At 60.4% G+C, this 21509-nt stretch carries 22 protein-coding genes and 1 other RNA gene; 5 read left to right on the top strand and 18 right to left on the bottom strand.

Annotation, left to right across the window (positions count from 1 at the left end; genetic code table 11):
* Nucleotides 1-3 precede the first annotated feature (3 nt).
* The 9 genes from mraY to rsmI all read right to left on the bottom strand — a co-directional run bounded on the left by mraY (nucleotide 4) and on the right by rsmI (nucleotide 8944).
* Nucleotides 4-1086, bottom strand: a complete 1083-nt coding sequence (mraY, locus tag NTD82_RS07125) for a phospho-N-acetylmuramoyl-pentapeptide-transferase (protein WP_095154662.1) — start codon at nucleotides 1084-1086, stop codon at nucleotides 4-6.
* Entirely contained in the window at nucleotides 1086-2453 is a 1368-nt protein-coding gene (gene murF, locus NTD82_RS07120) for a UDP-N-acetylmuramoyl-tripeptide--D-alanyl-D-alanine ligase (RefSeq protein ID WP_262128196.1), read from the bottom strand. Before murF ends, mraY begins: the two co-directional genes overlap by 1 nt.
* Complete coding sequence (locus NTD82_RS07115; protein ID WP_262128195.1) at nucleotides 2446-3909, bottom strand: UDP-N-acetylmuramoyl-L-alanyl-D-glutamate--2,6-diaminopimelate ligase; 1464 nt, start codon at nucleotides 3907-3909, stop codon at nucleotides 2446-2448. Before NTD82_RS07115 ends, murF begins: the two co-directional genes overlap by 8 nt.
* Complete coding sequence (locus NTD82_RS07110; protein WP_177454402.1) at nucleotides 3909-5642, bottom strand: peptidoglycan D,D-transpeptidase FtsI family protein; 1734 nt, start codon at nucleotides 5640-5642, stop codon at nucleotides 3909-3911. The genes NTD82_RS07115 and NTD82_RS07110 overlap by 1 nt, the downstream gene beginning before the upstream one ends.
* Nucleotides 5642-5935 (bottom strand): cell division protein FtsL, encoded by a 294-nt coding sequence (gene ftsL / locus NTD82_RS07105; protein ID WP_095154655.1) that lies wholly within the window; start codon nucleotides 5933-5935, stop codon nucleotides 5642-5644. The genes NTD82_RS07110 and ftsL overlap by 1 nt, the downstream gene beginning before the upstream one ends.
* Nucleotides 5932-6879 (bottom strand): 16S rRNA (cytosine(1402)-N(4))-methyltransferase RsmH, encoded by a 948-nt coding sequence (gene rsmH / locus NTD82_RS07100; protein ID WP_371864270.1) that lies wholly within the window; start codon nucleotides 6877-6879, stop codon nucleotides 5932-5934. Before rsmH ends, ftsL begins: the two co-directional genes overlap by 4 nt.
* Nucleotides 6876-7331, bottom strand: coding sequence for a division/cell wall cluster transcriptional repressor MraZ (mraZ, locus tag NTD82_RS07095; protein WP_095154653.1), 456 nt, complete (start codon nucleotides 7329-7331; stop codon nucleotides 6876-6878). Before mraZ ends, rsmH begins: the two co-directional genes overlap by 4 nt.
* A 309-nt stretch (nucleotides 7332-7640) precedes the next feature.
* Nucleotides 7641-8000: RNase P RNA component class A (rnpB, locus tag NTD82_RS07090), an RNA gene on the bottom strand.
* 68 nt (nucleotides 8001-8068) lie between these two features.
* Nucleotides 8069-8944, bottom strand: coding sequence for a 16S rRNA (cytidine(1402)-2'-O)-methyltransferase (gene rsmI, locus NTD82_RS07085; RefSeq protein WP_095154651.1), 876 nt, complete (start codon nucleotides 8942-8944; stop codon nucleotides 8069-8071).
* A gap of 184 nt (nucleotides 8945-9128) precedes the next feature.
* On the opposite strand from rsmI, the gene NTD82_RS07080 reads away from it, so the two are divergent.
* From NTD82_RS07080 to NTD82_RS07065, 4 genes are all read left to right on the top strand, one after another.
* Complete coding sequence (locus NTD82_RS07080) at nucleotides 9129-10943, top strand: penicillin-binding protein activator (protein WP_262128194.1); 1815 nt, start codon at nucleotides 9129-9131, stop codon at nucleotides 10941-10943.
* Nucleotides 10943-11314, top strand: a complete 372-nt coding sequence (locus NTD82_RS07075; protein ID WP_095154647.1) for a YraN family protein — start codon at nucleotides 10943-10945, stop codon at nucleotides 11312-11314. The genes NTD82_RS07080 and NTD82_RS07075 overlap by 1 nt, the downstream gene beginning before the upstream one ends.
* Nucleotides 11315-11436: 122 nt before the next feature.
* Nucleotides 11437-12030 carry a phosphoheptose isomerase gene (locus tag NTD82_RS07070; protein ID WP_095154645.1) on the top strand — a complete coding sequence of 198 codons (594 nt, stop codon included), beginning with the start codon at nucleotides 11437-11439 and terminating at the stop codon, nucleotides 12028-12030.
* Nucleotides 12027-12605, top strand: a complete 579-nt coding sequence (locus NTD82_RS07065) for a BON domain-containing protein (protein ID WP_095154643.1) — start codon at nucleotides 12027-12029, stop codon at nucleotides 12603-12605. The genes NTD82_RS07070 and NTD82_RS07065 overlap by 4 nt, the downstream gene beginning before the upstream one ends.
* A gap of 47 nt (nucleotides 12606-12652) precedes the next feature.
* Here the strand turns inward: NTD82_RS07065 and NTD82_RS07060 are convergent, their stop codons facing one another.
* The 7 genes from NTD82_RS07060 to rplM all read right to left on the bottom strand — a co-directional run bounded on the left by NTD82_RS07060 (nucleotide 12653) and on the right by rplM (nucleotide 17516).
* On the bottom strand, nucleotides 12653-13078 hold the full coding sequence (locus NTD82_RS07060) for a ClpXP protease specificity-enhancing factor (protein ID WP_262128193.1): 426 nt from the start codon (nucleotides 13076-13078) through the stop codon (nucleotides 12653-12655).
* A 10-nt stretch (nucleotides 13079-13088) separates the two neighbouring features.
* Entirely contained in the window at nucleotides 13089-13712 is a 624-nt protein-coding gene (locus NTD82_RS07055; RefSeq protein WP_095154639.1) for a glutathione S-transferase N-terminal domain-containing protein, read from the bottom strand.
* Between the two features lie 119 nt (nucleotides 13713-13831).
* Nucleotides 13832-14614, bottom strand: coding sequence for a cytochrome c1 (locus NTD82_RS07050; protein ID WP_095154637.1), 783 nt, complete (start codon nucleotides 14612-14614; stop codon nucleotides 13832-13834).
* Nucleotides 14614-15825 carry a cytochrome b gene (locus NTD82_RS07045; protein ID WP_095154635.1) on the bottom strand — a complete coding sequence of 404 codons (1212 nt, stop codon included), beginning with the start codon at nucleotides 15823-15825 and terminating at the stop codon, nucleotides 14614-14616. Before NTD82_RS07045 ends, NTD82_RS07050 begins: the two co-directional genes overlap by 1 nt.
* Complete coding sequence (gene petA, locus NTD82_RS07040) at nucleotides 15825-16418, bottom strand: ubiquinol-cytochrome c reductase iron-sulfur subunit (RefSeq protein WP_095154633.1); 594 nt, start codon at nucleotides 16416-16418, stop codon at nucleotides 15825-15827. Before petA ends, NTD82_RS07045 begins: the two co-directional genes overlap by 1 nt.
* 262 nt (nucleotides 16419-16680) lie before the next feature.
* Complete coding sequence (gene rpsI / locus NTD82_RS07035) at nucleotides 16681-17073, bottom strand: 30S ribosomal protein S9 (protein ID WP_095154631.1); 393 nt, start codon at nucleotides 17071-17073, stop codon at nucleotides 16681-16683.
* A 14-nt stretch (nucleotides 17074-17087) separates the two neighbouring features.
* Complete coding sequence (rplM, locus tag NTD82_RS07030; RefSeq protein WP_095154629.1) at nucleotides 17088-17516, bottom strand: 50S ribosomal protein L13; 429 nt, start codon at nucleotides 17514-17516, stop codon at nucleotides 17088-17090.
* A gap of 491 nt (nucleotides 17517-18007) precedes the next feature.
* Between rplM and NTD82_RS07025 the strand changes: the two genes are divergently transcribed.
* Nucleotides 18008-18904: a GlxA family transcriptional regulator gene (locus NTD82_RS07025; protein ID WP_175652472.1), complete on the top strand. Its 897-nt coding sequence runs from the start codon at nucleotides 18008-18010 to the stop codon at nucleotides 18902-18904.
* Nucleotides 18905-18981: 77 nt separating this feature from the next.
* Here the strand turns inward: NTD82_RS07025 and zapE are convergent, their stop codons facing one another.
* Together zapE and NTD82_RS07015 are read right to left on the bottom strand one after the other, a co-directional pair.
* Complete coding sequence (gene zapE, locus NTD82_RS07020; RefSeq protein WP_095154627.1) at nucleotides 18982-20076, bottom strand: cell division protein ZapE; 1095 nt, start codon at nucleotides 20074-20076, stop codon at nucleotides 18982-18984.
* Nucleotides 20077-20157: 81 nt separating this feature from the next.
* Complete coding sequence (locus NTD82_RS07015; RefSeq protein ID WP_095154626.1) at nucleotides 20158-21507, bottom strand: tryptophan--tRNA ligase; 1350 nt, start codon at nucleotides 21505-21507, stop codon at nucleotides 20158-20160.
* Between the last annotated feature and the right edge of the window lie 2 nt (nucleotides 21508-21509).

Genomic DNA, 21509 nt, shown 5'->3' with positions numbered 1-21509 from the left:
GCTCTACCTCAGTTTCAGGGTGGCAAGGCCAATCAGCACCAGCACCACGGTGATGATCCAGAAGCGGACGATCACGCGCGGCTCGGGCCAGCCCTTGAGTTCAAAGTGGTGGTGAATCGGCGCCATGCGGAACACCCGCTTGCCGGTCAGCTTGAACGAAGCGACCTGGATGACGACCGACAGGGTTTCCATGACGAACACGCCGCCCATGATGAACAGGACGATTTCCTGGCGGACGATCACGGCGATGGTGCCCAGCGCCGCACCCAGTGCCAGCGCGCCGACGTCGCCCATGAAGACTTGTGCCGGATAGGTGTTGAACCAGAGGAAGCCGAGGCCGGCACCGATCAGCGCGCCGCAGAACACGATCAGCTCGCCCGCGCCCGGCACGTAAGGAATCAGCAGGTATTCGGCGAATTTCACGTTACCCGACAGGTAGCAGAAGATCCCCAGGGCGCCGCCCACCAGTACGGTCGGCAGGATGGCCAGGCCGTCGAGGCCGTCAGTCAGGTTGACCGCGTTGCTCGAACCGACAATCACGAAGTAGGTCAGGACCACGAAGCCGACGCCCAGCGGGATGGTGACATCCTTGAGCATCGGCACGATCAGGGTGGTTTCCACGCTGGTCGGTGCGGTCATGTAAAGGAAGATCGCGGCGCCGAGACCGAAGACCGACTGCCAGAAATACTTCCAGCGGCTCGGCAGGCCACGGGAGTTCTTCTCGATGACCTTGCGGTAGTCGTCGACCCAGCCGATGGCGCCGAACAACAGCGTGACGATCAGCACGACCCAGACGTAGCGGTTGCTCAGGTCAGCCCAGAGCAGCGTGCTGACGCCGATGGCGGAAAGGATCAGTGCGCCACCCATGGTCGGCGTGCCGGACTTGGACAGGTGCGATTGCGGGCCGTCATTACGGACCGACTGACCGATCTGGCGGATCTGCAGGGTGCGGATCATCCACGGGCCCAGCCAAAGGGCCAGCGACAGCGCAGTCAGTACCCCCAGAATCCCGCGCAGGGACAGGTACTGAAAGACCGCGAAGCCTTTGTAGAACTGTTGCAGGTACTCGGCCAACAGCAGCAGCATTAATGTTTCTCCCCGCTGGAACCGCACAAAGCCGCCACGACGTTCTCCATCGCAGCGCTGCGCGAACCCTTGATCAAAATAGTGGTGTTAGTGGCCTGCTCGCCGCGAATGGCGTCGATCAGGTCAGCTTGACTTGCGAAATGGCGGGCATTCTTGCCAAACGCATTGACCGCGTGGGCCATCATCGGACCTACGGCATACAGCGCGGAAACCTTGTCTTTGGCGTATTCCCCAACCTGACGATGGCCCTCTTCTGCCCACTGGCCCAACTCGCCGATATCCCCGAGCACCAGGACGGTGCGACCGGAAAAGCCGGCAAGTATATCAACGGCCGCGCACATCGAGGTGGGGTTTGCGTTGTAAGTGTCATCGATGACCCGGGTGCCCGTGTCGGTCATCTGCACCACCGTGCGCCCTTTGACCGGCTGCACCGTGTTCAGGCCCTGCGCGATACCGTCCAGCGTCAGGCCGAAGGCATGGGCGGCGGCTGCGGCGGCGAGTGCGTTGCTGATGTTGTGAGTACCCAGCAGGTTGAGCTGGATCGACACATGGCCTTGCGGGCCGTGCAGCACGAAGGCCGGGCAACCGCGCTCGTCGTTGCCGATATCGCTGGCATGGAAATCGGCAGCCGGGTTGTTCAGCGCAAAACTCAATACCGCATGTTTACCTGTGCGCCGTTTCCATATGCCAAAGGCTTTGTCGTCGAGGTTCAATACCGCGACGCCGTCCTCTCCAAGCCCTTCGAGAATCTCGCCCTTGGCTTCGACAATCTTCTCCGGCCCACCAAACTCACCGACATGAGCAGTGCCCGCGTTGTTGATCAACGCCACGCTCGGACGGGTCAGGCCCACGGTGTAGGCGATTTCGCCGATACGCGAAGCGCCCAGTTCGATCACCGCGGCGGTGTGCTCGGGCGCCAGTTCGAGCAAGGTCAGCGGCGCGCCGAGATCGTTATTCAGGTTGCCGCGGGTCGCCAGGACCGGGCCACGAGTGCGCAGGATGCTGGCAAGCATTTCCTTGACCGTGGTCTTGCCGCTGGAACCGGTGATTGCGGCTACAGGCTGCTTGAATGCACGACGGTTCAGCGCAGCCAGTTGGCCCAGCGCCAGGCGGGTATCGGCCACAACCAGTTGCGGCAGGCTCGCGCCGGCGACTTCCCGCTCGACCAGCGCCGCGACGGCGCCTCTGGCGGCGACTTCATTCAGATAGTCATGCCCGTCGAAGCGCGGCCCCGCCAGCGCGACGAACAGTTGCCCCGCGTCGATCTTGCGGCTGTCGATGCTGACACCGTCGAAACGCGCATCAGCGCCTACCAGGCGCCCCTTCAGCGGTTCGATCAACTGGGTGAGGGAAAGTGGCTCAAGCATGAGAGGCCTCCCAGACTGCCAGCGCTTTTTCGGCTTCAACCAGGTCGGAGAAGTCATGCCGCTGGCCGTTGATTTCCTGATAGTCCTCATGCCCTTTGCCAGCGAGGACAATGACGTCGTCCGCAGCAGCCGATGCGATGGCACCAGCAATTGCCTCACCGCGACCGGAGATAAAGGTGGCGGACTCAGGGTTGGTCAAGCCAGGACGAATGTCGTCGAAAATCACCAGCGGATCTTCAGTGCGCGGATTGTCATCAGTGACGATCACCCGGTCCGCCAGGCGCTCGGCCATCTCGGCCATCAGCGGGCGTTTGCCGCGATCACGATCACCGCCGCAACCGAACAGGCAGGTCAACTTGCCTTGAGCGTGAGGGCGCAAGGCCTCGAGCACTTTTTCCAGGGCATCGGGCGTGTGTGCGTAATCGACCACGACCAGCGGTTTGCTGCCGCCGCCAAGGCGCTGCATCCGACCGATCGGGCCTTCCAGCTTGGCGGTGACCTTGAGAATTTCGTCGAGCGGATGCTCCATCGCCAGCAAGGTGCCGACAGCGGCCAGCATATTGCTCAGGTTGAAGCGACCGAGCAGGCGGCTGCGCAGCATGTGCTCGCCTTGTGGCGTCACCAGCACCGCACGTACGCCGTCGTCATCGAAGGTGGCTTCGCGGCAATACAGGGTTGCGGCGGGATCCTTGAGGCTGTAGCTGATCAGGCGGGATTCGCCTTGCTGGCCGGCCAGTTCGCTACCGAAATCGTCATCCAGATTGACCACCCGGCAGCGCAGGTTCGGCCAGGAGAACAAGCGCGCCTTGGCGGCTTTGTAGGCTTCCATGGTGCCGTGATAATCGAGGTGATCGCGGGACAGGTTGGTCATCACGACGATGTCGAACGCCAAAGCAGCCACTCGGCCTTGCTCCAGCGCGTGAGACGAAACTTCCATGGCCACGGCGCGAGCCCCGGCCTTTTTCAGGTTATTCAGGGTCGCCTGCACGGCCAGCGGATCAGGCGTGGTCAGACGACCGCTTTCCAGTGCGCCGTAGAAGCCAGTGCCCAACGTACCGATCAAGCCGCAGTGCTGACCCAGCAGGTCCAGCGCCTGGGCGACCAGTTGCGTGACGCTGGTCTTGCCGTTGGTGCCGGTGACACCAACCAGATCCAGCAAACGGCTTGGTTCACCATAGAAGCGACCGGCGATTTCCGACAACTGAGCGATCAGACCCTTTACCGGGATCAGCGGCACGCTGGTGATCGGCAGGACCGTAGCACCTTGCACTTCATAAGCCACGGCGGCTGCACCGCGCTTCAACGCATCGGCGATATGGTCGCGACCATCGACCTTGGCCCCGGGCACCGCCAGGAACAGGTCACCTGCCCGCACGTTGCGGCTGTCCAGGGTCAGTTCGCGAATCAGGGGATCGCTGCTGGCGTTGGCGAACAATTTACTCAATGGCATCGTCATCAACCACGCCCTCCTTTGGCGGACGCAGCATCGGCTTGCTGCTGAGGTGTCGGGGCGGGCAGGTTATCTGGCGGCACGTTCATCAGACGCAGGGTGCCAGACATGACCTTGCTGAAGACCGGCGCGGATACAAGGCCACCGAAGTAACCGCCTTTGCTCGGCTCGTCGATCACCACGACCACGGCGTAGCGCGGGTCACTCATGGGGCCGAAGCCTGCGAACAGCGAGCGGTAGGCGTTTTCGGTGTAGCCCTTCGAACCGATGGTCGCCTTACGCGCAGTACCACTCTTGCCGGCAACGTGGTACGACGGCACCTGAGCGCGGAAAACGCCTCGCGGCGCCTCGATAACCTGTTGCAACATTTGCTGAATGGTCTCGGCAGTCTCTTTCGGCACCACCTGGGTTTCTTCCGGCGCCTTGTCCGTTTTCAGAATGCTCAGCGGAACCATCTTGCCGTCGTTGGCCAAGGCCGCGTAGGCATGCACCAGTTGCAGCGCGGTAACCGACAGGCCGTAGCCGTAGGACAGGGTCGCGGTTTCGGCCTTGCGCCACTCGCGGTGGTTTGGCAGGTTGCCGACCCGCTCGCCCGGGAAACCAAGTCCGGTGTACTGACCCAGGCCGAGTTGCGACATGACGCGGTAGATCGCTTCGCCACCGATATCGAAGGCGACTTTGGACATGCCCACGTTACTGGAGTTGATCAGGATGCCGGTCAGGTCGAGAACCGGGCCTTCACTCTTGGAAACGTCACGAATGGTGTAGCGCCCCAACTGGAGGGTGCCCGGATACACTTCAACCTTGTCGGTCGGCTTCCAGCGGCCGCTTTGAAGCGCAGCACTCATGGACAGCGGCTTCACTGTAGAACCTGGCTCGAACACGTCGATGATGGCGCGGTTACGCATCGCTGCCGGGAACATGCTGCGACGGTTGTTCGGGTTGTAAGTCGGCTGGTTGACCATGGCCAGCACTTCGCCGGTTTTCACATCCATGATGACCAAGCTACCGGCCTTGGCTTCCTGCTCGGCAATCGCGTTGCGCAGTTCGCGGGTGGCCAGGTATTGCAGGCGCAGGTCGATCGACAACGCCAAGGTCTTTCCGGCCTTGGCGTTTTTGGTGACCTGGACATCCTTGATCAAGCGACCGCGTCGGTCCTTGATGACTTGCCGCTTGCCGGGCACGCCGGCCAGCCACTCATCGTAGGCCAGCTCGACCCCCTCGCGACCATGGTCGTCGAGGTCGGTAAAGCCAACCATGTGAGCGGCGACATCCCCAGCGGGATAGAAACGACGGAATTCCTCGATGCCATAGACACCGGGAACCTTCAGGTCGAGTACGACCTGGCCCTGCTCCGGGGTCAGGCCACGGACCAGGTAAATGAATTCTTTATTGGCCTGTTGCTCGAGACGCTCGGCCAGTTGCTTCGGATTCTGGTTGATGGCAACGGCCAGCGCTGGCCAGCGATCCTTGGCAGCCTGCATTTCCTTGGGGTTGGCCCACAAGGTGGTCACCGGGGTACTGACAGCCAAAGGCTCGCCGTTGCGGTCGGTAATCAGGCCACGGTGCGCAGGAATGGGGATGTGCCGCATGCTGCGGGCATCGCCCTGGCTTTTCAGGAAGTCACGGTCGACTACCTGCAAGTCGATGATCTGCCAAGCGATGGCACCGACCATCAACGCCAGCAAACCGAGCACTACCCGGAAGCGCCAGGGGTAGAGGGCGCCCTCGAGCTTCATCATGGCGCCACCATCCGCACTTCATCTGCGGCAGGGATGCGCATTTTCAGTTGCTCACTGGCCAGGGTTTCGATGCGGCTATGGGCGGTCCAGGTGCTTTGTTCAAGAATCAGACGGCCCCACTCGGCCTGTGCTTTGTCGCGCTCGTTGAGCTCGCCGTACAGGGTATTGAGCAGTTGCCGGTTCCAGTGGGCGCTGTAGGACACCGCGACCGAGGAAACGAGCACGCCAATGAACAGCAGGAGCATCAGGAAGCTCCCGCCGGGCAAAGGCTTGGCATATAGCCTGCTCACCGCAGCTTCTCCGCCACACGCATGACGGCGCTGCGCGACCGCGGATTGGCCTTGAGTTCAGCGTCGGAAGCAAACTGTGCCTTGCCGATGGTCCTGATCTTCGGCTCGAACGGTTTGTGCTGGACCGGCAGGTTGCGCGGCAGGTTGTCCGCCTCGCCCTTGGCCAGCTTGCGCATGAACAGTTTGACGATGCGGTCTTCCAGGGAGTGGAAGCTGATCACCACCAGACGACCACCTATCTCCAGGGCATCGAGTGCAGCCTGCAAACCGACTTCAAGGTCGCCCAGCTCATTGTTTACATGGATGCGCAGCCCCTGGAACGCCCGAGTTGCCGGGTTCTTGCCTTTCTCCCAGGCGGGATTGGCGACCTTGAGCACTTCGGCCAGGTCGGCGGTGCGGGTGAAGGGTTGTTCCGCACGGCGCAGGACTACGGCGCGGGCCATGCGCCTGGCGAAACGCTCTTCGCCGTATTCCTTGAATACCCGGGCAATTTCTTCTTCAGGCGCGGAAGCGATGAAGTCGGCGGCGCTGACACCCCGGGACGGGTCCATACGCATGTCCAGCGGGCCATCGTTGAGGAAGCTGAAGCCGCGCTCCGGGTCATCGAGTTGCGGCGAGGACACGCCCAGATCGAACAGCACACCGCTGACCTTGTCCGAGAGGCCGCGCTCGGCCACTTCCGAACCCAGCTCGGCAAAGCTGCGCTGCACAATGACAAAGCGGCCGTCTTCGGCCGCCAGCGCTTGCCCGGTGGCAATCGCTTGAGGGTCCTTGTCGAAACCCAGCAAACGGCCATCAGGCCCAAGGTGTTTGAGAATCAGTCGGCTGTGACCGCCACGTCCGAAGGTACCATCGAGATAGCAACCATCGGCGCGCACGGCGAGAGCCTCTACGGCTTCGTCCAGTAGCACAGTGATGTGGTTAAAGCCGCTATCTATAGTCACAGGATCAAATCACGCAGTTCATCAGGCATGGCGCCCGGTTGTTGAATGGCTGCCAGATCCGCTGCGGAAACAGCGTTCCAGGCATCCTCGTCCCACAGTTGGAATTTGTTCAGTTGCCCCACCAGCATCGCCCGCTTGTCGAGCTTGGCGTATTCGCGCAAACGCGGCGGAACGAGAAAACGGCCGCTGCCGTCGAGCTCCAGATCCACCGCATTGCCAATCAGCAAACGCTGCAGGCGACGGTTCTCTTCGCGTAACGACGGCAAGGCGCGCAACTTGGCTTCTATCAGTTCCCACTCATCGAGCGGATACACACACAAGCAGGGGTCGACCGCATCGATCGTCACAATCAACTGTCCCGAGCTACGCGATTCAAGCTCGTCACGGTACCGGCTCGGCATCGCGAGACGGCCCTTGGCGTCGAGGTTGATGGCGTTTGCTCCGCGGAACACGGCTGCGATTCCCTAATTGTTAGCTTTTTGGTGTCTGAAAACCCACTTCATGCCACTTTCTGCCACTTGCGCACACTATAGGAATCCGCCTACCGCACCGTCAAGGCGCGCATATAAGGAAAACCCTTACAGATCGGCGATTTAGCGTAGCAAGGACAGACAACAGGGTAATTCGGAGGGGTTTTCGAGGACGAAATGCAAATTCACTCAAATGAATAGAGTGCGAAGTTAAAGTGATTTATTAAGAGTAAGACTTTTTCGGTATTACCAGAGCGCGTCTGCTATCGAATCAAGCAGGAAGGGAAAGAGGTGGAGAGTCGATCTGTAAGCCGGGTTCTGTCGAGGACAGTCATTCCTCTACGACGGCCATCACTGGACGTCTTTAGCAACCTACCCGGTTCCAACGCGGGCCGCGCCATATGGAACCCTATTTGGTCTTGCTCCGAGTGGGGTTTACCTAGCCACGAACTGTTACCAGACGTGCGGTGCGCTCTTACCGCACCTTTTCACCCTTACCGTCACCGAAGTGCTTAGGCGGTTATTTTCTGTGGCACTTTCCGTAGGCTCGCGCCCCCCAGGCATTACCTGGCACTCTGCCCTATGGAGCCCGGACTTTCCTCCCCCCTCTTTTGCGGAACAAAAGAAGGCAGCGACTGTCCAATCGACTCTCCGCCGCAAAGAGTAACGGGAGAGCGATCCGAGAACAAGTGAACAATACAAATAATGTCACAGTGACATCACTTGTTTTTCTGTTTTTCCAGCGCGACTTGATACAAAACATTCTTGCGCACACCGGTAATTTCCGCAGCCAATGCAGCAGCTCGCTTGAGCGGCATCTCGGCCAACAACAAATCAAGTACGCGCAATACTTCACTACTGACGGCCTCTTCGTCTTCCGGAGCCGTCCAGCCTGCAACCAGAACTACGCACTCCCCACGCTGCTGATTGCTGTCTCCCTCTACAAACGCTCGCAACTGCGCCAAAGGCAGCCCCTTGAGGGTCTCGAACGTCTTGGTCAACTCACGCCCCAGCACCGCCGGGCGCTCAGCACCGAAAATCGCTTCCATGTCCTGCAGGCATTCGAGGATCCGATGTGGTGCCTCATAGAAAATCAGTGTGCGCGGCTCTTCCTTGAGCAAGTTCAGGCGAGCCTGTCGCCCAACGGCCTTGGCAGGCAGGAAACCTTCGAAGATGAAGCGGTCCGAGGGCAGGCCGGCCGCAGAAAGTGCGGCGATCAATGCGCAGGCACCGGGCACCGGCACCACATCGACACCTGCCGCACGCGCCTGGCGCACCAGGTGATAACCCGGATCGGAGATCAGTGGCGTTCCCGCATCGGAGATCAGCGCAACGTTGTCACCCGCCAGTAGCCGGGTCAGGAAACGGCTGCCCTCATCACGCTCATTGTGCTCATGACAGGCCGCGAGAGGAGTATTGATACCGAAATGTTGCAGCAGGCGGATCGAGTGCCGGGTGTCCTCGGCAGCGATCAGTGCGACCTCGCCCAGCACCTTCAGCGCACGGGCACTGATGTCATCCAGGTTTCCGATTGGCGTGGCCACCACATAAAGGGTTCCGGCGGCGGGATTGGAAACACCTGGAGCATCGGTCACAGCACATACCTGTCATCTGGATAAAGCCGCCATTGTAGCGTGATCGCCGAAAACAATGCCTCCCCACACTGCCGGCAACCCCGTGCTACGACTTGTATCGAAGGATTCACGCCAGCAAGATCGCGCCGGGGCCAGCGCTTGGGTACAATCGCAGGTTAATTTGATCGAGTAACAGGACCCTTACATGATCGCATGCCTGCGGCTGTTCTCAGCCCTCTGCCTCGCTACCCTGCTGGCAGCCTGCGCCAGTTCGCCTTCGTCCAGCCTGGGCGACCTGCCGCGCACTCCGGACGCCAGCATCGAGCAACTGCTCGAACAGGCCGCCGCCAGCAAGACGCCAGAGAAAGCTGCGCTGCTGCGACTGAGCGCCGCCGATCAGGCTTACCGGCAAAAAGACACTGCGCGTGCCGCCCGGATTCTCGAGCAGGTCCAACTGGATTCGCTGAAACCGGCCCAGCAGGTTTTCGCCAGCACCCTGGCCGCCGAACTGGCACTGAGCCGCAACCAACCCAAGGCCGCGCTGACCGCCCTGAGCCACCCGAGCCTGGCGCGACTGAACGAGCTGCCGCAAGACCAGCAGGCCCGCACCCGCAGCGTGCACGCTGCGGCGTTCGAAGCCGACGGCCAGGCCCTTGCCGCTGCACAGGAACGCATTGCCCTGGCGCCCCTGTTGAGTGGCAATGCCGCCAACGCCAACAATGACGCCATCTGGAGCCTGGTCTCGGCACTGCCCGCAGAGCAACTGCAGAGCGCGGGCAGCGACACCCTTGCCGGCTGGACCAGCCTGGCCCTGGCAGTCAAAAGCGCAGGCACGCTTGAACAACAGCAAGCCGCCATCGACACCTGGAAAGCACAACACCCCGATCACCCAGCCGCACTGCAACTGCCATCGCCACTGGTCAAACTCAAAAGCCTGACCAGCCAGCCGCTGACCAAGATCGCCCTGCTGCTGCCACAGGAAGGCCAACTGGCCGGTGTTGCCCGGGCCCTGCGTGACGGCTTCATGGCCGCACATTTCCAGGCCCAGCAGGCGGGACAGAACCCGCCCGCCATCCAGGTTTTCGACAGCTCTCGCCTGACCTCCCTCGACGATTTCTACCGCCAGGCACAGGCCGCCGGCGTCCAACTGGTGGTTGGTCCGCTGGAAAAACCGCTGGTCAAGCAACTCGCCAGCTACCCGCAACTGCCGATCACCACGCTGGCGCTGAACTACAGCGATTCCGGCCAGGGCAGCCCGCCACAGCTGTTCCAGTTCGGCCTCGCCGCCGAAGACGAAGCACGCGAAGTGTCCCGTCGCGCCTACGCCGACGGCATGCGCCGTGCCGTAGCACTGGTCCCGAGCGGCGAATGGGGCGATCGCGTACTCAAGGCATTCCGCCAGGACTGGGAAGCCAAAGGCGGCACCCTGCTGGCTGCCGAACGCGTCGCACAACCGGTCGCGCTGGCCCAGCAGATCGCTGATCTGTTCCAACTGCGCCAGAGCGAAGGCCGCGCCAAGAGCCTGCAGAGCACCGTTGGCGGCAACATTTCCGCACAACCGTCGCGTCGCCAGGACATCGACTTCATCTTCCTCGCCGCAACGCCGCAGCAGGCCCAGCAGATCAAGCCGACGCTGAACTTCCAATACGCCGGCGACGTGCCGGTCTATGCGACCTCCAACGTCTACAGCGCCAGTGGCGACGTCAACCAGTACAACGACATGACCGGCATTCGCTTCTGCGAAACGCCATGGCTGCTCGACAGCAGCAACGGCCTGCGTCAGCAGGTGGTTCGCCAGTGGCCACAAGCAGCTGGCAGCCTGGGTCGGCTGTACGCCATGGGTGTCGACGCCTACAGCCTGGCGCCACGCCTCACCCAGCTGAAGGCCCTGCCGGATAACCGCATCGAAGGCCTCTCCGGCAGCTTGAGCATGAACCCGTCACAGCGCATCGAGCGGCAACTGCCGTGGGCCGAGTTCTCCGGCGGCCAGGTCAAACGCCTGCCTGATACGCCTCGTTGATGCCCACACCTTCGCGCCAGGCCGCCGGAATGGCGGCCGAGCAACAGGCCCTGGATTACCTTCTAACCCAGGGCCTTTCGCTTCTGACGCGAAACTGGCGATGCAAACGCGGCGAGCTTGATCTGGTCATGCTCGACCGCGATACAGTAGTATTCGTCGAAGTTCGTTATCGCCTGCACGCAGGCTTTGGCGGCGCCCTCGGCAGCATCGATGCCCGCAAGCAGGAAAAACTGACGCTCGCCGCGCAGCATTTCCTGCAAGAGGAATCACGCTGGGCCAGTCACCCCTGCCGTTTCGATGTGATCGCCCTGCAAGGGAGCGGTCATTCAGGACAACCGCTCGACTGGCTGCAAAATGCCTTCGACAGCTGACTCCACTGCGACGAACGCGCCTTTACCTATTCAACTTTTTGCTCTTTGCTTCGCGGGCTGCACAGTCATGTGCCGGGAGCCTCTCAATCCCCGCCCGGCCAGCCCCATTTAAGGTCACACTGATGGACATGCAATCCCGAATTCGCCAGCTCTTCCAGGCCAGCATCAACACCAAGCAACAGGCCATGGAAGTCCTTGCACCCCACATTGAGCAAGCCAGCCAGATCATGGTCAATGCCTTGCTGAACGAGGGCAAGATGCTCGCTTGCGGCAATGGCGGATCGGCCGGCGACGCACAGCACTTTTCCTCCGAGCTGCTCAACCGCTTCGAGCGCGAGCGCCCGAGCCTGCCGGCCATCGCCTTGACCACCGACAGCTCGACCATCACCTCGATCGCAAACGACTACAGCTACAACGAAATATTCTCCAAGCAGATCCGCGCGCTCGGGCAGCCGGGCGACGTACTGCTGGCCATTTCCACCAGCGGCAACTCGGCGAACATAATTCAGGCGATCCAGGCCGCACATGATCGCGAAATGATTGTCGTAGCTTTGACCGGACGCGATGGCGGTGGCATGGCTTCGCTATTGCTGCCTGAAGACGTCGAAATCCGCGTACCGGCCAACGTCACCGCACGTATCCAGGAAGTCCACCTGCTGGCGATCCACTGCCTCTGCGACCTGATCGACAGCCAACTGTTCGGGAGTGAAGAATGACCCCAAATCGCCTCGGCCTGATGGCCCTGACCCTGTGCCTGAGCCTGACCGGCTGCAGCTCGGTGATCAATGCCAGCCGCGAGTCTCCGATCGAGGACGACCGCGGCACCCGCACCCTCGGCAGCAAAATCGACGACTCACTGATCGAAACCAAGGTGGCGGTCAACGTCGCCAAGGCCAGCCCTGACCTGGACCAGAACTCACACATCGTCGTCAGCAGCTTCAACGGCGTCGTCCTGCTCGCCGGCCAGACACCCCGTGCCGACCTGAAGAGCTTGGCCGAACAGGCCGCGAGTCAGGTGCAGAAGGTCAAGAAGGTGCACAACGAGTTGCAGGTGCTACAGCCCTCCTCCCTGCTCGCCCGCAACAACGACGCCTGGCTGACCACCAAGATCAAGACCCAGATGCTTACCGACGCCAGCATTCCCGGCTCGCGGATCAAGATCATCACCGAGAACGGCATCGTTTACCTGCTGGGCCTGCTGACCCAGGCGGAAGCCGGCCGTGCCACCAACCTGGTCCAGGGTGTGTCCGGCGTGCAGAAGATCGTCAAGCTGTTCGAATACATCGACTGAACAACGAACGCTCTGCAGCAAAAAGGCGACCCTAAGGTCGCCTTTTTTCATTTCACTACTTTCAGACTTGGCCGACCACTCGGGCGAGGCGGCTGTCCACCGTCCGGCGGACCGTCGTCATCCGGCTCGACCGGCTCGACATCATCTTCATCATCAATCACCGGCGGCTCCAGCTCGAAGACCATGCCTTGGCCGTTCTCACGAGCATAGATTCCGAGAATGGCACTGATGGGCACGAACAAGCTGTGCGCAACACCACCAAACCGGCCTTCGAAACTCACCGCGTCATTGTCCATGTGCAAGCTGCGCACAGCACTGGGCGATACGTTCAGAACAATCTGACCGTCGCTGGCGAAACCTTGGGGAACCTGGACGGCCGGGTATTCGGCATTCACCAGGATGTGAGGCGTGCAATCGTTGTCCACGATCCACTCATACAGTGCACGCACCAGGTAGGGGCGACTGGAGTTCATCAACAGCTCCTTAAAGCTTGCGCATTTCTCGTTCTGTAGAGGACAGGCTTGCCTGGAAAGCTTCGCGGGCAAACTGCCGCTCCATATAGTCCAGCAACGGCTTGGCCTGCCGTGGCAGCTCGATACCCAGTATCGGCAAACGCCACAGTATGGGCAGTAGACAGCAATCCACCAGACTTTGATCCTCACTCAGGAAACATGGCTTGTCCCCGAATAGCGGGGACACACCCGTGAGGCTCTCGCGCAACTCCTTGCGCGCCTGGACGCGGGCCGCATCCTTGCTACGAGCATCGAGGATCAGGTCCACCAGCGAGCACCAGTCACGCTGGATACGGTGAATCAACAACCGGCTGTTCGCCCTCGCTACCGGATACACCGGCAACAGCGGCGGATGGGGATAACGCTCATCGAGGTATTCCATTACGACCGTCGATTCGTACAACGCCAGATCGCGATCGACCAGGGTCGGCAGCGTGCCGTACGGATTGGCCTCAAGCAGTTTGGCCGGCTGATTTCCCGCCGCGACGTTGATGATTTCGACGCTGACACCCTTCTCGGCGAGAACGATGCGCACCCGATGAGAATAGTGATCAGCGGGGTCGGAGTAGCAGGCTAACCGGTTGGTCACGCCCATATGGGTCCTCCTCGCGTGTTGGAATAATAAAGATACAAATGCAAACGCGCCCTGCGGCCACCTCCGTATTCCGGAGGCGCCCCAGGGCGCGCGTTCAACTACCAGAAATTACTGCGTGATCAGTGCACGTCCTTCCAGTATTCGCGCTTGAGCAGGTAGGCGAATACGAAGAAGAAGGCCAGGTACAGCAGCACGTAAGTACCGATGCGCTGACTTTCCAGTTTGACCGGGTTGGCCGAATAGGCCAGGAAGGTCACCAGGTTCTTGACCTTCTCGTCGAACTGCTCGTCGGTCAGGGTACCGGATTTCGGCACGATGGTCAGCTGATCACATGCTTCATGGGTCAGAGGAGCACCGGTCAGCGGGTCGAATTGCTTCTTGCCTTCGACGACGGTCTGGATCTGCTTGCAACCCACGACCTGACGACCCTGCAGACCAACCAGCACGTTCGGCATGCCGACGTTCGGGAAGATCTTGTTGTTCACACCCCATGGGCGCGATGGATCTTCGTAGAACGCCCGCAGGTAGCTGTACAGCCAGTCAGTACCACGAACACGGGCAACCAGGGTCAGGTCGGGCGGCGCCGCACCGAACCAGGTCTTCGCGTCGTTCGGCTGCATGCCGACATTCATGTGATCACCGATCTTGGCACCGGTGAGGACCAGCTTCTCGAGCATGATCTCATGCGGAATGCCGAGGTCATCAGCAACACGCTCATAGCGCTGGAACTTGGCGCTGTGGCAACCCATGCAATAGTTGGCAAAGGTACGGGCGCCGTCCTGCATGGCCGCCTTGTCGGTCAGGTCGATATTGACCTTGTCCAGTTCGACTTCATGCCCACCGGCAGCGAAGGTCAGGGTCGGCATCACTGCCAGCATCAATACTGCAAATAGCTTTTTCATCAGCCAGTCACCCTTTCCGGAACCGGTTTGGTCTTCTCAAGCCTGGTGTAGAACGGCATCAGAATGAAGTAGGCGAAATACAGGAAGGTACATACCTGCGACAACAGCGTACGGCCCGGGGTTGGTGCCAGCACACCCAGCACACCCAGGATCACGAAGGAGATGCAGAACACCAGCAGCCACACTTTGCTCAGCCAGCCTTTGTAGCGCATGGAGCGAACCGGACTGCGGTCCAGCCAGGGCAGGACGAACAGCACCGCGATCGCAGCACCCATGGCAATGACACCCATGAGCTTGTCTGGAATCGCCCGCAAAATTGCGTAGAACGGCGTGAAGTACCAAACCGGCGCAATGTGCTCAGGCGTCTTGAAGGCGTTGGCCTGTTCGAAGTTCGGTTTCTCCAGGAAGTAACCGCCCATTTCCGGGAAGAAGAACACCACGGCACAGAACACGAACAGGAAGACCACAACACCGGCGATGTCTTTCACGGTGTAGTAAGGGTGGAATGGAATGCCGTCCAGCGGAATGCCGTTCTCGTCTTTTTTCTTCTTGATGTCGACACCATCAGGGTTGTTCGAACCCACTTCGTGCAACGCCAGGATGTGCAGAACCACCAGGCCGAGGATCACGATTGGCAGTGCGATCACGTGCAGCGCAAAGAAGCGGTTCAGGGTAATGCCCGAAATCAAGTAGTCACCGCGGATCCACTGCGTCAGGTCATCGCCGATCACAGGGATGGCACCGAACAGCGAGATGATCACCTGGGCACCCCAGTAGGACATCTGGCCCCAAGGCAGCAGGTAACCCATGAAGGCTTCCGCCATCAGCGCCAGGTAGATCAGCATGCCGAAGATCCACACCAGCTCGCGTGGCTTCTGGTAGGAACCGTACAGCAGGCCGCGGAACATGTGCAGGTAGACGACGATGAAGAACGCCGACGCACCGGTAGAGTGCAGGTAGCGCAGGATCCAGCCGTACTCGACATCACGCATGATGTATTCGACCGAGGCGAACGCCTCTTCGGCCGAAGGGGTGAAGCTCATGGTCAGCCAGACACCGGTAACGATCTGGTTGACCAGGACCAGCAGCGCCAGGGAGCCGAAGAAATACAGGAAGTTGAAGTTCTTCGGAGCGTAATACTTGCTCAGATGGTCTTCCCACATCTTGGTGGCGGGGAAGCGGGCGTCAACCCATTCCATGAACTTACTCATCACGCTTTCTCCTGATCGATGCCGACGATGATGATCTCATCCGACTCGTACGAATGCGGTGGCACCGGTAGATTGAGCGGCGCAGGCTGGGACTTGTAGACGCGGCCGGCGAGGTCGTAGTGAGAACCGTGGCATGGGCAGAAATAGCCACCCACCCATTTTGGCCCGAGGTCGACGGGCGCCACTTCCGGACGGAAAGTCGGCGAGCAGCCCAAGTGGGTGCACAGGCCAACCAGCACGAGGATCTCCGGCTTGATCGAGCGGTTCGATGGGTCAACGTAAGTCGGCTGGACCGACGCCTTGGACTCCGGATCGGAAAGGTCGCCAGTGATCTTCTTGAGGTTACCGAGGATCTCTTCAGTGCGACGGACAATGAAAACCGGCTGGCCACGCCATTCGGCCACCAACTGCTGCCCAGGCTCCACCTTGGCAATATTGACCTTCACCGGTGCACCGGCAGCTTTCGCCTTGGCACTGGGGAACCATGACCCTACGAACGGGACCGCAGCCCCCACCGCTCCTGCTGCACCCACTACAGACGTGGCTGCTACCAGGAAGCGACGCCGGCCTGCGTTGACGCCGTCATTGCTCATTCAGTCCTCTCCCATCAGCTTTGTGGCCTGTTGAAACAGGCATCTACTAAGTAACTTCCGAACCGCTAAAAATTTGCCGCATGGTAAAGAAAAGACCCATGTCTGACAAGGTTATTACCCTGGCCAAAGGCCTGCATCCCGCGCTGGCCTTGACCTGCGTCTATGCGGCAAGTTGTCACACGGATGATCAACCCCCATTATTCAAGACATAAAAAAAGCCCGGTTCCACCTGGAACCGGGCTTTTTTTGAAACTCGGGCGAATTAACGCTTCGAGTACTGTGGACGCTTACGTGCTTTACGCAGACCCACTTTCTTACGCTCGACTTCACGAGCGTCGCGGGTAACGAAGCCAGCACGGCGCAGAGCGCCACGCAGGGACTCGTCGTAGTCCATCAGAGCGCGAGTGATACCGTGACGGATAGCACCGGCTTGACCGCTGACACCACCACCGATAACGGTGACGTAGATGTCGAACTTCTGGGTGGTTTCAGTCAGTTCCAGCGGCTGGCGAACGACCATGCGCGCGGTTTCACGACCGAAGAACACGTCCAGAGAACGGTTGTTGATGGAGATGTTGCCAGTGCCCGGACGCAGGAAAACGCGTGCGGTTGCAGTCTTGCGACGGCCAGTGCCGTAATTTTGAGTCGCCGACATAATGAACTATTCCGTTAAATCTTCAGTTCTTGGGGCTGCTGAGCAGTATGAGGGTGAGCAGCGCCCGCATAGACTTTCAGCTTACGGTACATGTCACGACCCAGCGGGTTCTTAGGCAGCATGCCTTTGACCGCGGTCTCGATCACACGCTCAGGGGCCTTGGCAATCAGCTTCTCGAAGCTGATTTCCTTGATGCCGCCCGGGAAACCGGAGTGGGAGTAGTACATTTTGTCCGAACTCTTGGCACCAGTAACACGTACCTGCTCGGCGTTGATTACGACGATGTAGTCGCCGGTGTCAACGTGAGGGGTGTATTCAGGTTTGTGCTTGCCACGCAGACGGCTCGCGATTTCAGTGGCCAGACGACCCAGGGTCTGACCAGCAGCATCAACGACGAACCACTCGCGTTTTACTGTTTCCGGTTTAGCAGTAAAAGTTTTCATTCTTTATAAGCCTCAGGGGCCGCCCTGCGAAAATAAGACGGCAAATCTTACTGAATAGTGCTTACTTTGACAAGGTCAAAGGCAGCCGCATACGAACGCTATCGGGGGCTCGGGTCAGCGCGTCCAATATACGGCAGGGATTCCGTTCGACGGCGGGGCATCACTTCCACCGAAGAAAGAGCAGCAGGATTATCCAGATTACCGGGAAAATATCAACCTGATTTTGCGGAAACCGCGCTCTGGCGAGCGATTCCCAGGCCTTTGCCTGCGCCCTGGGCAATGTTTGAAGAACGTGTACACAACACAGGGACGCGAGACTGGACACAATCGCCAAAAAATAAGACGATCCAGCCGGTGATTGACCACTCTCCCCTATAAGAATAAAGAACATGATGTTTACCCAACCCAACGCGCCCCTGCGCCGCGTCAGCATCCTGGCCATCGACAAAGTCTTCGCTTCGACCCTGATGCAGGCCAAGGACTTTTTCCATCTGGCCAGCCTGCGCTACGCCAAGCAACTGGGCCTGAGTCTCCAACCCATGTTCGAGACCCGCCTGGTGAGCCCTGACGGCGAGCCGGTCAACAGCTTCAGCGACGTCCAGGTGCCGGTCGACGGCGGCCTGGAAGAAGCCGACGTGATCATCCTTCCCGCCTTCTGGGAGGATTTCTCCTCGCTCTGCGAGCGTTACCCCCAGATTCTGCCCTGGCTACGCGAGCAGCATGCCCGTGGAGCAGTGCTCTGTGGCGAGGCCAGCGGCGTGTTCTGGCTGGCCGAAGCCGGCCTGCTGGATGGCAAGGAAGCAACCACCTACTGGCGCTTCTTCAACCAGTTCGCCGAGCGCTTCCCCAAGGTCCAGCTGAATCAGGACAAGCACCTGACCGACGCCGACAATCTCTACTGCGCCGCAGGCACCACATCGGCCTGCGACCTCTATATCTACTTGATCGAGCGTTTCTGCGGCGCCAATGTCGCCCAGGCCGTTGCCCGCGACATCCTCTATGAAGTGCAACGCAACTACACCCCGGGCCGCATGGGCTTCGGCGGGCAGAAGTTGCATCAGGACGTGATCATCCTGCAGATCCAGCACTGGCTCGAAGAGCACTTCGCCGACAAGTTCCGCTTTGAGGATGTAGCCCGCAACCACGGCATGAGCATCCGCAACTTCATGCGCCGGTTCCAGAGCGCCACGGGCGACAAGCCGCTGCATTACCTGCAACGGCTGCGGATCGAAACGGCAAAAGGGTTGCTGTCCGGCACACGCAAGAGCATCAAGACCATCAGCTACGAAGTCGGCTACGACGATGCCAGCTTCTTCGCACGACTCTTCAGGCAGCACACCGCGCTGTCGCCGAATCAGTATCGGCAGCAGTTCATGCAGGAAGCTTGACGGCAGTTGAAAGCGGCAAGCGGCAAGCTACAAGAAGAGCGCGCGCTCGACTTGTCGCTTACCGCTAGTAGCTGCTTTTAAGGCTTGTGCGCGCGAGCCAGGAATTCGTGGGATTGCATTTCCAGCAGGCGGCTCAGGGTGCGCTGGAATTCGAACGTCAGGCGTCCGCCGGTGTACAGGTCCTTCAATTCCACTTCCGCCGAGATGATCAGCTTGACGTTGCGGTCATAGAATTCGTCGACCATGTTGATGAAGCGCCGCGCGATATCGTCGGTCGCCACACCCATCTGCTCCACACCGCTCAACAACACCGCATGGAAGATCTTGCCCAGCTCGATGTAGTCGTTCTGGCTGCGCGGGCCGTCGCACAGTTCGCGGAATTCGAACCAGGCCACGTCGTCGCAGGTGCGCAGAGCGCGGATTTCGCGGTTTTCGATGATCAGCACATCGTTTTCCACTGCCTGGGTGCATTCCGGCGTCAGCGCGCGGAAGCTCTTGCGCAGGCTTTCGTGGGCAGCTTCGTCCAGCGGGAAGTGGAACAGTTCGGCCTGTTCCAGGTGGCGCAGACGATAGTCCACGCCGCTGTCGACGTTGACGATCTCGGTGTTCTGCTTGATCAGGGCGATAGCCGGGAGGAAGCGCGCCCGCTGCAGGCCATCCTTGTACAGACCGTCCGGAACGATGTTGGAGGTGGCCACCAGGGTCACGCCGTTCTTGAACAGCTCTTCCATCAGGGTGCCAAGGATCATGGCGTCGGTGATGTCGGAGACGAAGAATTCATCGAAGCAGATGACCCGCGCTTCGTCGGAGAAACGCTTGGCAATCAGGGTCAGCGGGTTCTTCTCACCCTTGAGCCCTTTCATTTCCTCGTGGACCCGCTTCATGAAGCGGTGGAAGTGCGTGCGGGACTTTTCCTTGAATGGCAGCGCTTCAAAGAAGGTGTCGACCAGATAAGTCTTGCCCCGGCCAACGCCACCCCAGAAGTACAAGCCCTTGACCGGCACCTGCTCTTTCTTGCCGAACAGTTTGCCGAACACGCCCGGCTTGCTGTTCTGCGCCGCGATCAAATCGTCGTACAGGCGCTGCAAATGGCGCACTGCCGTTTCCTGGGCCGCGTCATGGAAGAAATCGGGACGTTTCAGATCTGCTTGATATCGTTCTAGGGGCGTCATAATTCGTTAGCAAGGCAACAAAAGCGGGCCGTCACTGTAGCGACGGCCCCGGGTAATGGCAATCAGACTTCCGATAAGCCGTCAGTCCTGTTGAGGCGCCAGCGCCGCGCGCAGAGCTTCGATGGCGCTGTCACGGGCCGCGGCATCGTCGAACTGCGGGCCATCGGCCACGCTCTCGCCTTCCAGCCACAGGCTGAAGCCCAAACCTTCCTCACGGACGTCCAGCGCCTGACCTTGCTGCAGTTGCTTGGTCACGGCACCGGCGGTCTTGCCATCGGCGAAGCTGCGGGAAAGCAGCAGTTGCTCGCCATCAGCGCCCAGCAGGCGGAAGCGGAAGCTGCCGTCTTCATCACGGAAGCTGACGAAACGCGCGGCTTTCGCGGCCTTTTTCTTCACTTCGGCCGGGCCCTGATCGAGGGCGCGGAACGAGCGCAGGCCCACCGCTTCACGCAGTTGCTCGAGGAACGGGGTCGCGACCTTGCGGGCTTTCTGCGCGCCGGCCAGGAGGATGTCCTCCAGGTCCGCCGGGCGGGTAATCAGTTGGTGGTAACGCTCGCGGGCTTCGCCCAGTTGGCCGTCGAGCAACTGGAACAGTTGCTGCTTGGCATCGCCCCAGCCCAGGCCCTGCAGCAGCTCGCTGCGGAAGGCGTCGGCCTGTGCTGGCGTGGAGAAGGCTTGATAGAGCGTGAACAGGTGCGAATTGTCCGGATCCTTCGCCTCACCCGGTGCGCGGGAGTCGGTGACGATGCGGGAGATCGCGTCCTTCATGTCCTTCGCGCTGCTGAACAGCGGGATGGTGTTGTCGTAGCTCTTGGACATCTTGCGACCGTCCAGGCCCGGCAGGGTCGCCACGCTTTCCTCGATCGCCGCTTCCGGCAGGACGAAGAAGTCCTTGCCCTGGCCGAACAGGTGGTTGAAGCGCTGGCCGATATCCCGGGCCATTTCCACGTGCTGGATCTGGTCACGGCCCACCGGCACCTTGTGCGCGTTGAACATCAGGATGTCCGCAGCCATCAGCACCGGATAGCTGTACAGGCCCATGCTCACGCCGGCATCCGGGTCTTCGCCGTTTTCCAGGTTCTTGTCCACCGACGCCTTGTAGGCATGCGCGCGGTTGAGCAGGCCCTTGGCAGCGACACAGGTCAGCAGCCAGGTCAGCTCGGGAATCTCGGGAATGTCGGACTGGCGATAAAAGGTCACCTTCTCGGGGTCCAGGCCACCGGCCAGCCAGGTCGCGGCGATTTCCAGACGCGAGCGCTGGATGCGCTGCGGGTCATCGCATTTGATCAGGGCGTGGTAGTCGGCGAGGAAGTAGAACGAGTCGGCACCCGGCTGCTGGCTGGCGAGGATCGCCGGGCGGATGGCACCGGCATAGTTGCCCAGGTGCGGGGTGCCGGTGGTGGTGATACCGGTGAGAATGCGCGTAGTCATGG

This window comes from Pseudomonas sp. 5P_5.1_Bac1 (genome assembly GCF_025466015.1).
GTDB lineage: Bacteria > Pseudomonadota > Gammaproteobacteria > Pseudomonadales > Pseudomonadaceae > Aquipseudomonas.
The sequence above is the reverse complement of the archived record's forward strand: the minus strand, read 5'-3'. Positions and strand labels throughout refer to the sequence as shown.

What these genes read in the sequence shown, in the direction of transcription:
- mraY (WP_095154662.1), bottom strand. Translation starts at nt 1,086, where the DNA reads ATGCTGCTGCTGTTGGCCGAGTACCTGCAACAGTTCTACAAAGGCTTC.
- murF (WP_262128196.1), bottom strand. Translation starts at nt 2,453, where the DNA reads ATGCTTGAGCCACTTTCCCTCACCCAGTTGATCGAACCGCTGAAGGGG.
- NTD82_RS07115 (WP_262128195.1), bottom strand. Translation starts at nt 3,909, where the DNA reads ATGACGATGCCATTGAGTAAATTGTTCGCCAACGCCAGCAGCGATCCC.
- NTD82_RS07110 (WP_177454402.1), bottom strand. Translation starts at nt 5,642, where the DNA reads ATGAAGCTCGAGGGCGCCCTCTACCCCTGGCGCTTCCGGGTAGTGCTC.
- NTD82_RS07080 (WP_262128194.1), top strand. Translation starts at nt 9,129, where the DNA reads ATGATCGCATGCCTGCGGCTGTTCTCAGCCCTCTGCCTCGCTACCCTG.
- NTD82_RS07075 (WP_095154647.1), top strand. Translation starts at nt 10,943, where the DNA reads ATGCCCACACCTTCGCGCCAGGCCGCCGGAATGGCGGCCGAGCAACAG.
- NTD82_RS07070 (WP_095154645.1), top strand. Translation starts at nt 11,437, where the DNA reads ATGGACATGCAATCCCGAATTCGCCAGCTCTTCCAGGCCAGCATCAAC.
- NTD82_RS07065 (WP_095154643.1), top strand. Translation starts at nt 12,027, where the DNA reads ATGACCCCAAATCGCCTCGGCCTGATGGCCCTGACCCTGTGCCTGAGC.
- NTD82_RS07060 (WP_262128193.1), bottom strand. Translation starts at nt 13,078, where the DNA reads ATGAACTCCAGTCGCCCCTACCTGGTGCGTGCACTGTATGAGTGGATC.
- NTD82_RS07055 (WP_095154639.1), bottom strand. Translation starts at nt 13,712, where the DNA reads ATGGGCGTGACCAACCGGTTAGCCTGCTACTCCGACCCCGCTGATCAC.
- NTD82_RS07050 (WP_095154637.1), bottom strand. Translation starts at nt 14,614, where the DNA reads ATGAAAAAGCTATTTGCAGTATTGATGCTGGCAGTGATGCCGACCCTG.
- NTD82_RS07045 (WP_095154635.1), bottom strand. Translation starts at nt 15,825, where the DNA reads ATGAGTAAGTTCATGGAATGGGTTGACGCCCGCTTCCCCGCCACCAAG.
- petA (WP_095154633.1), bottom strand. Translation starts at nt 16,418, where the DNA reads ATGAGCAATGACGGCGTCAACGCAGGCCGGCGTCGCTTCCTGGTAGCA.
- rpsI (WP_095154631.1), bottom strand. Translation starts at nt 17,073, where the DNA reads ATGTCGGCGACTCAAAATTACGGCACTGGCCGTCGCAAGACTGCAACC.
- rplM (WP_095154629.1), bottom strand. Translation starts at nt 17,516, where the DNA reads ATGAAAACTTTTACTGCTAAACCGGAAACAGTAAAACGCGAGTGGTTC.
- zapE (WP_095154627.1), bottom strand. Translation starts at nt 20,076, where the DNA reads ATGACGCCCCTAGAACGATATCAAGCAGATCTGAAACGTCCCGATTTC.
- NTD82_RS07015 (WP_095154626.1), bottom strand. Translation starts at nt 21,507, where the DNA reads ATGACTACGCGCATTCTCACCGGTATCACCACCACCGGCACCCCGCAC.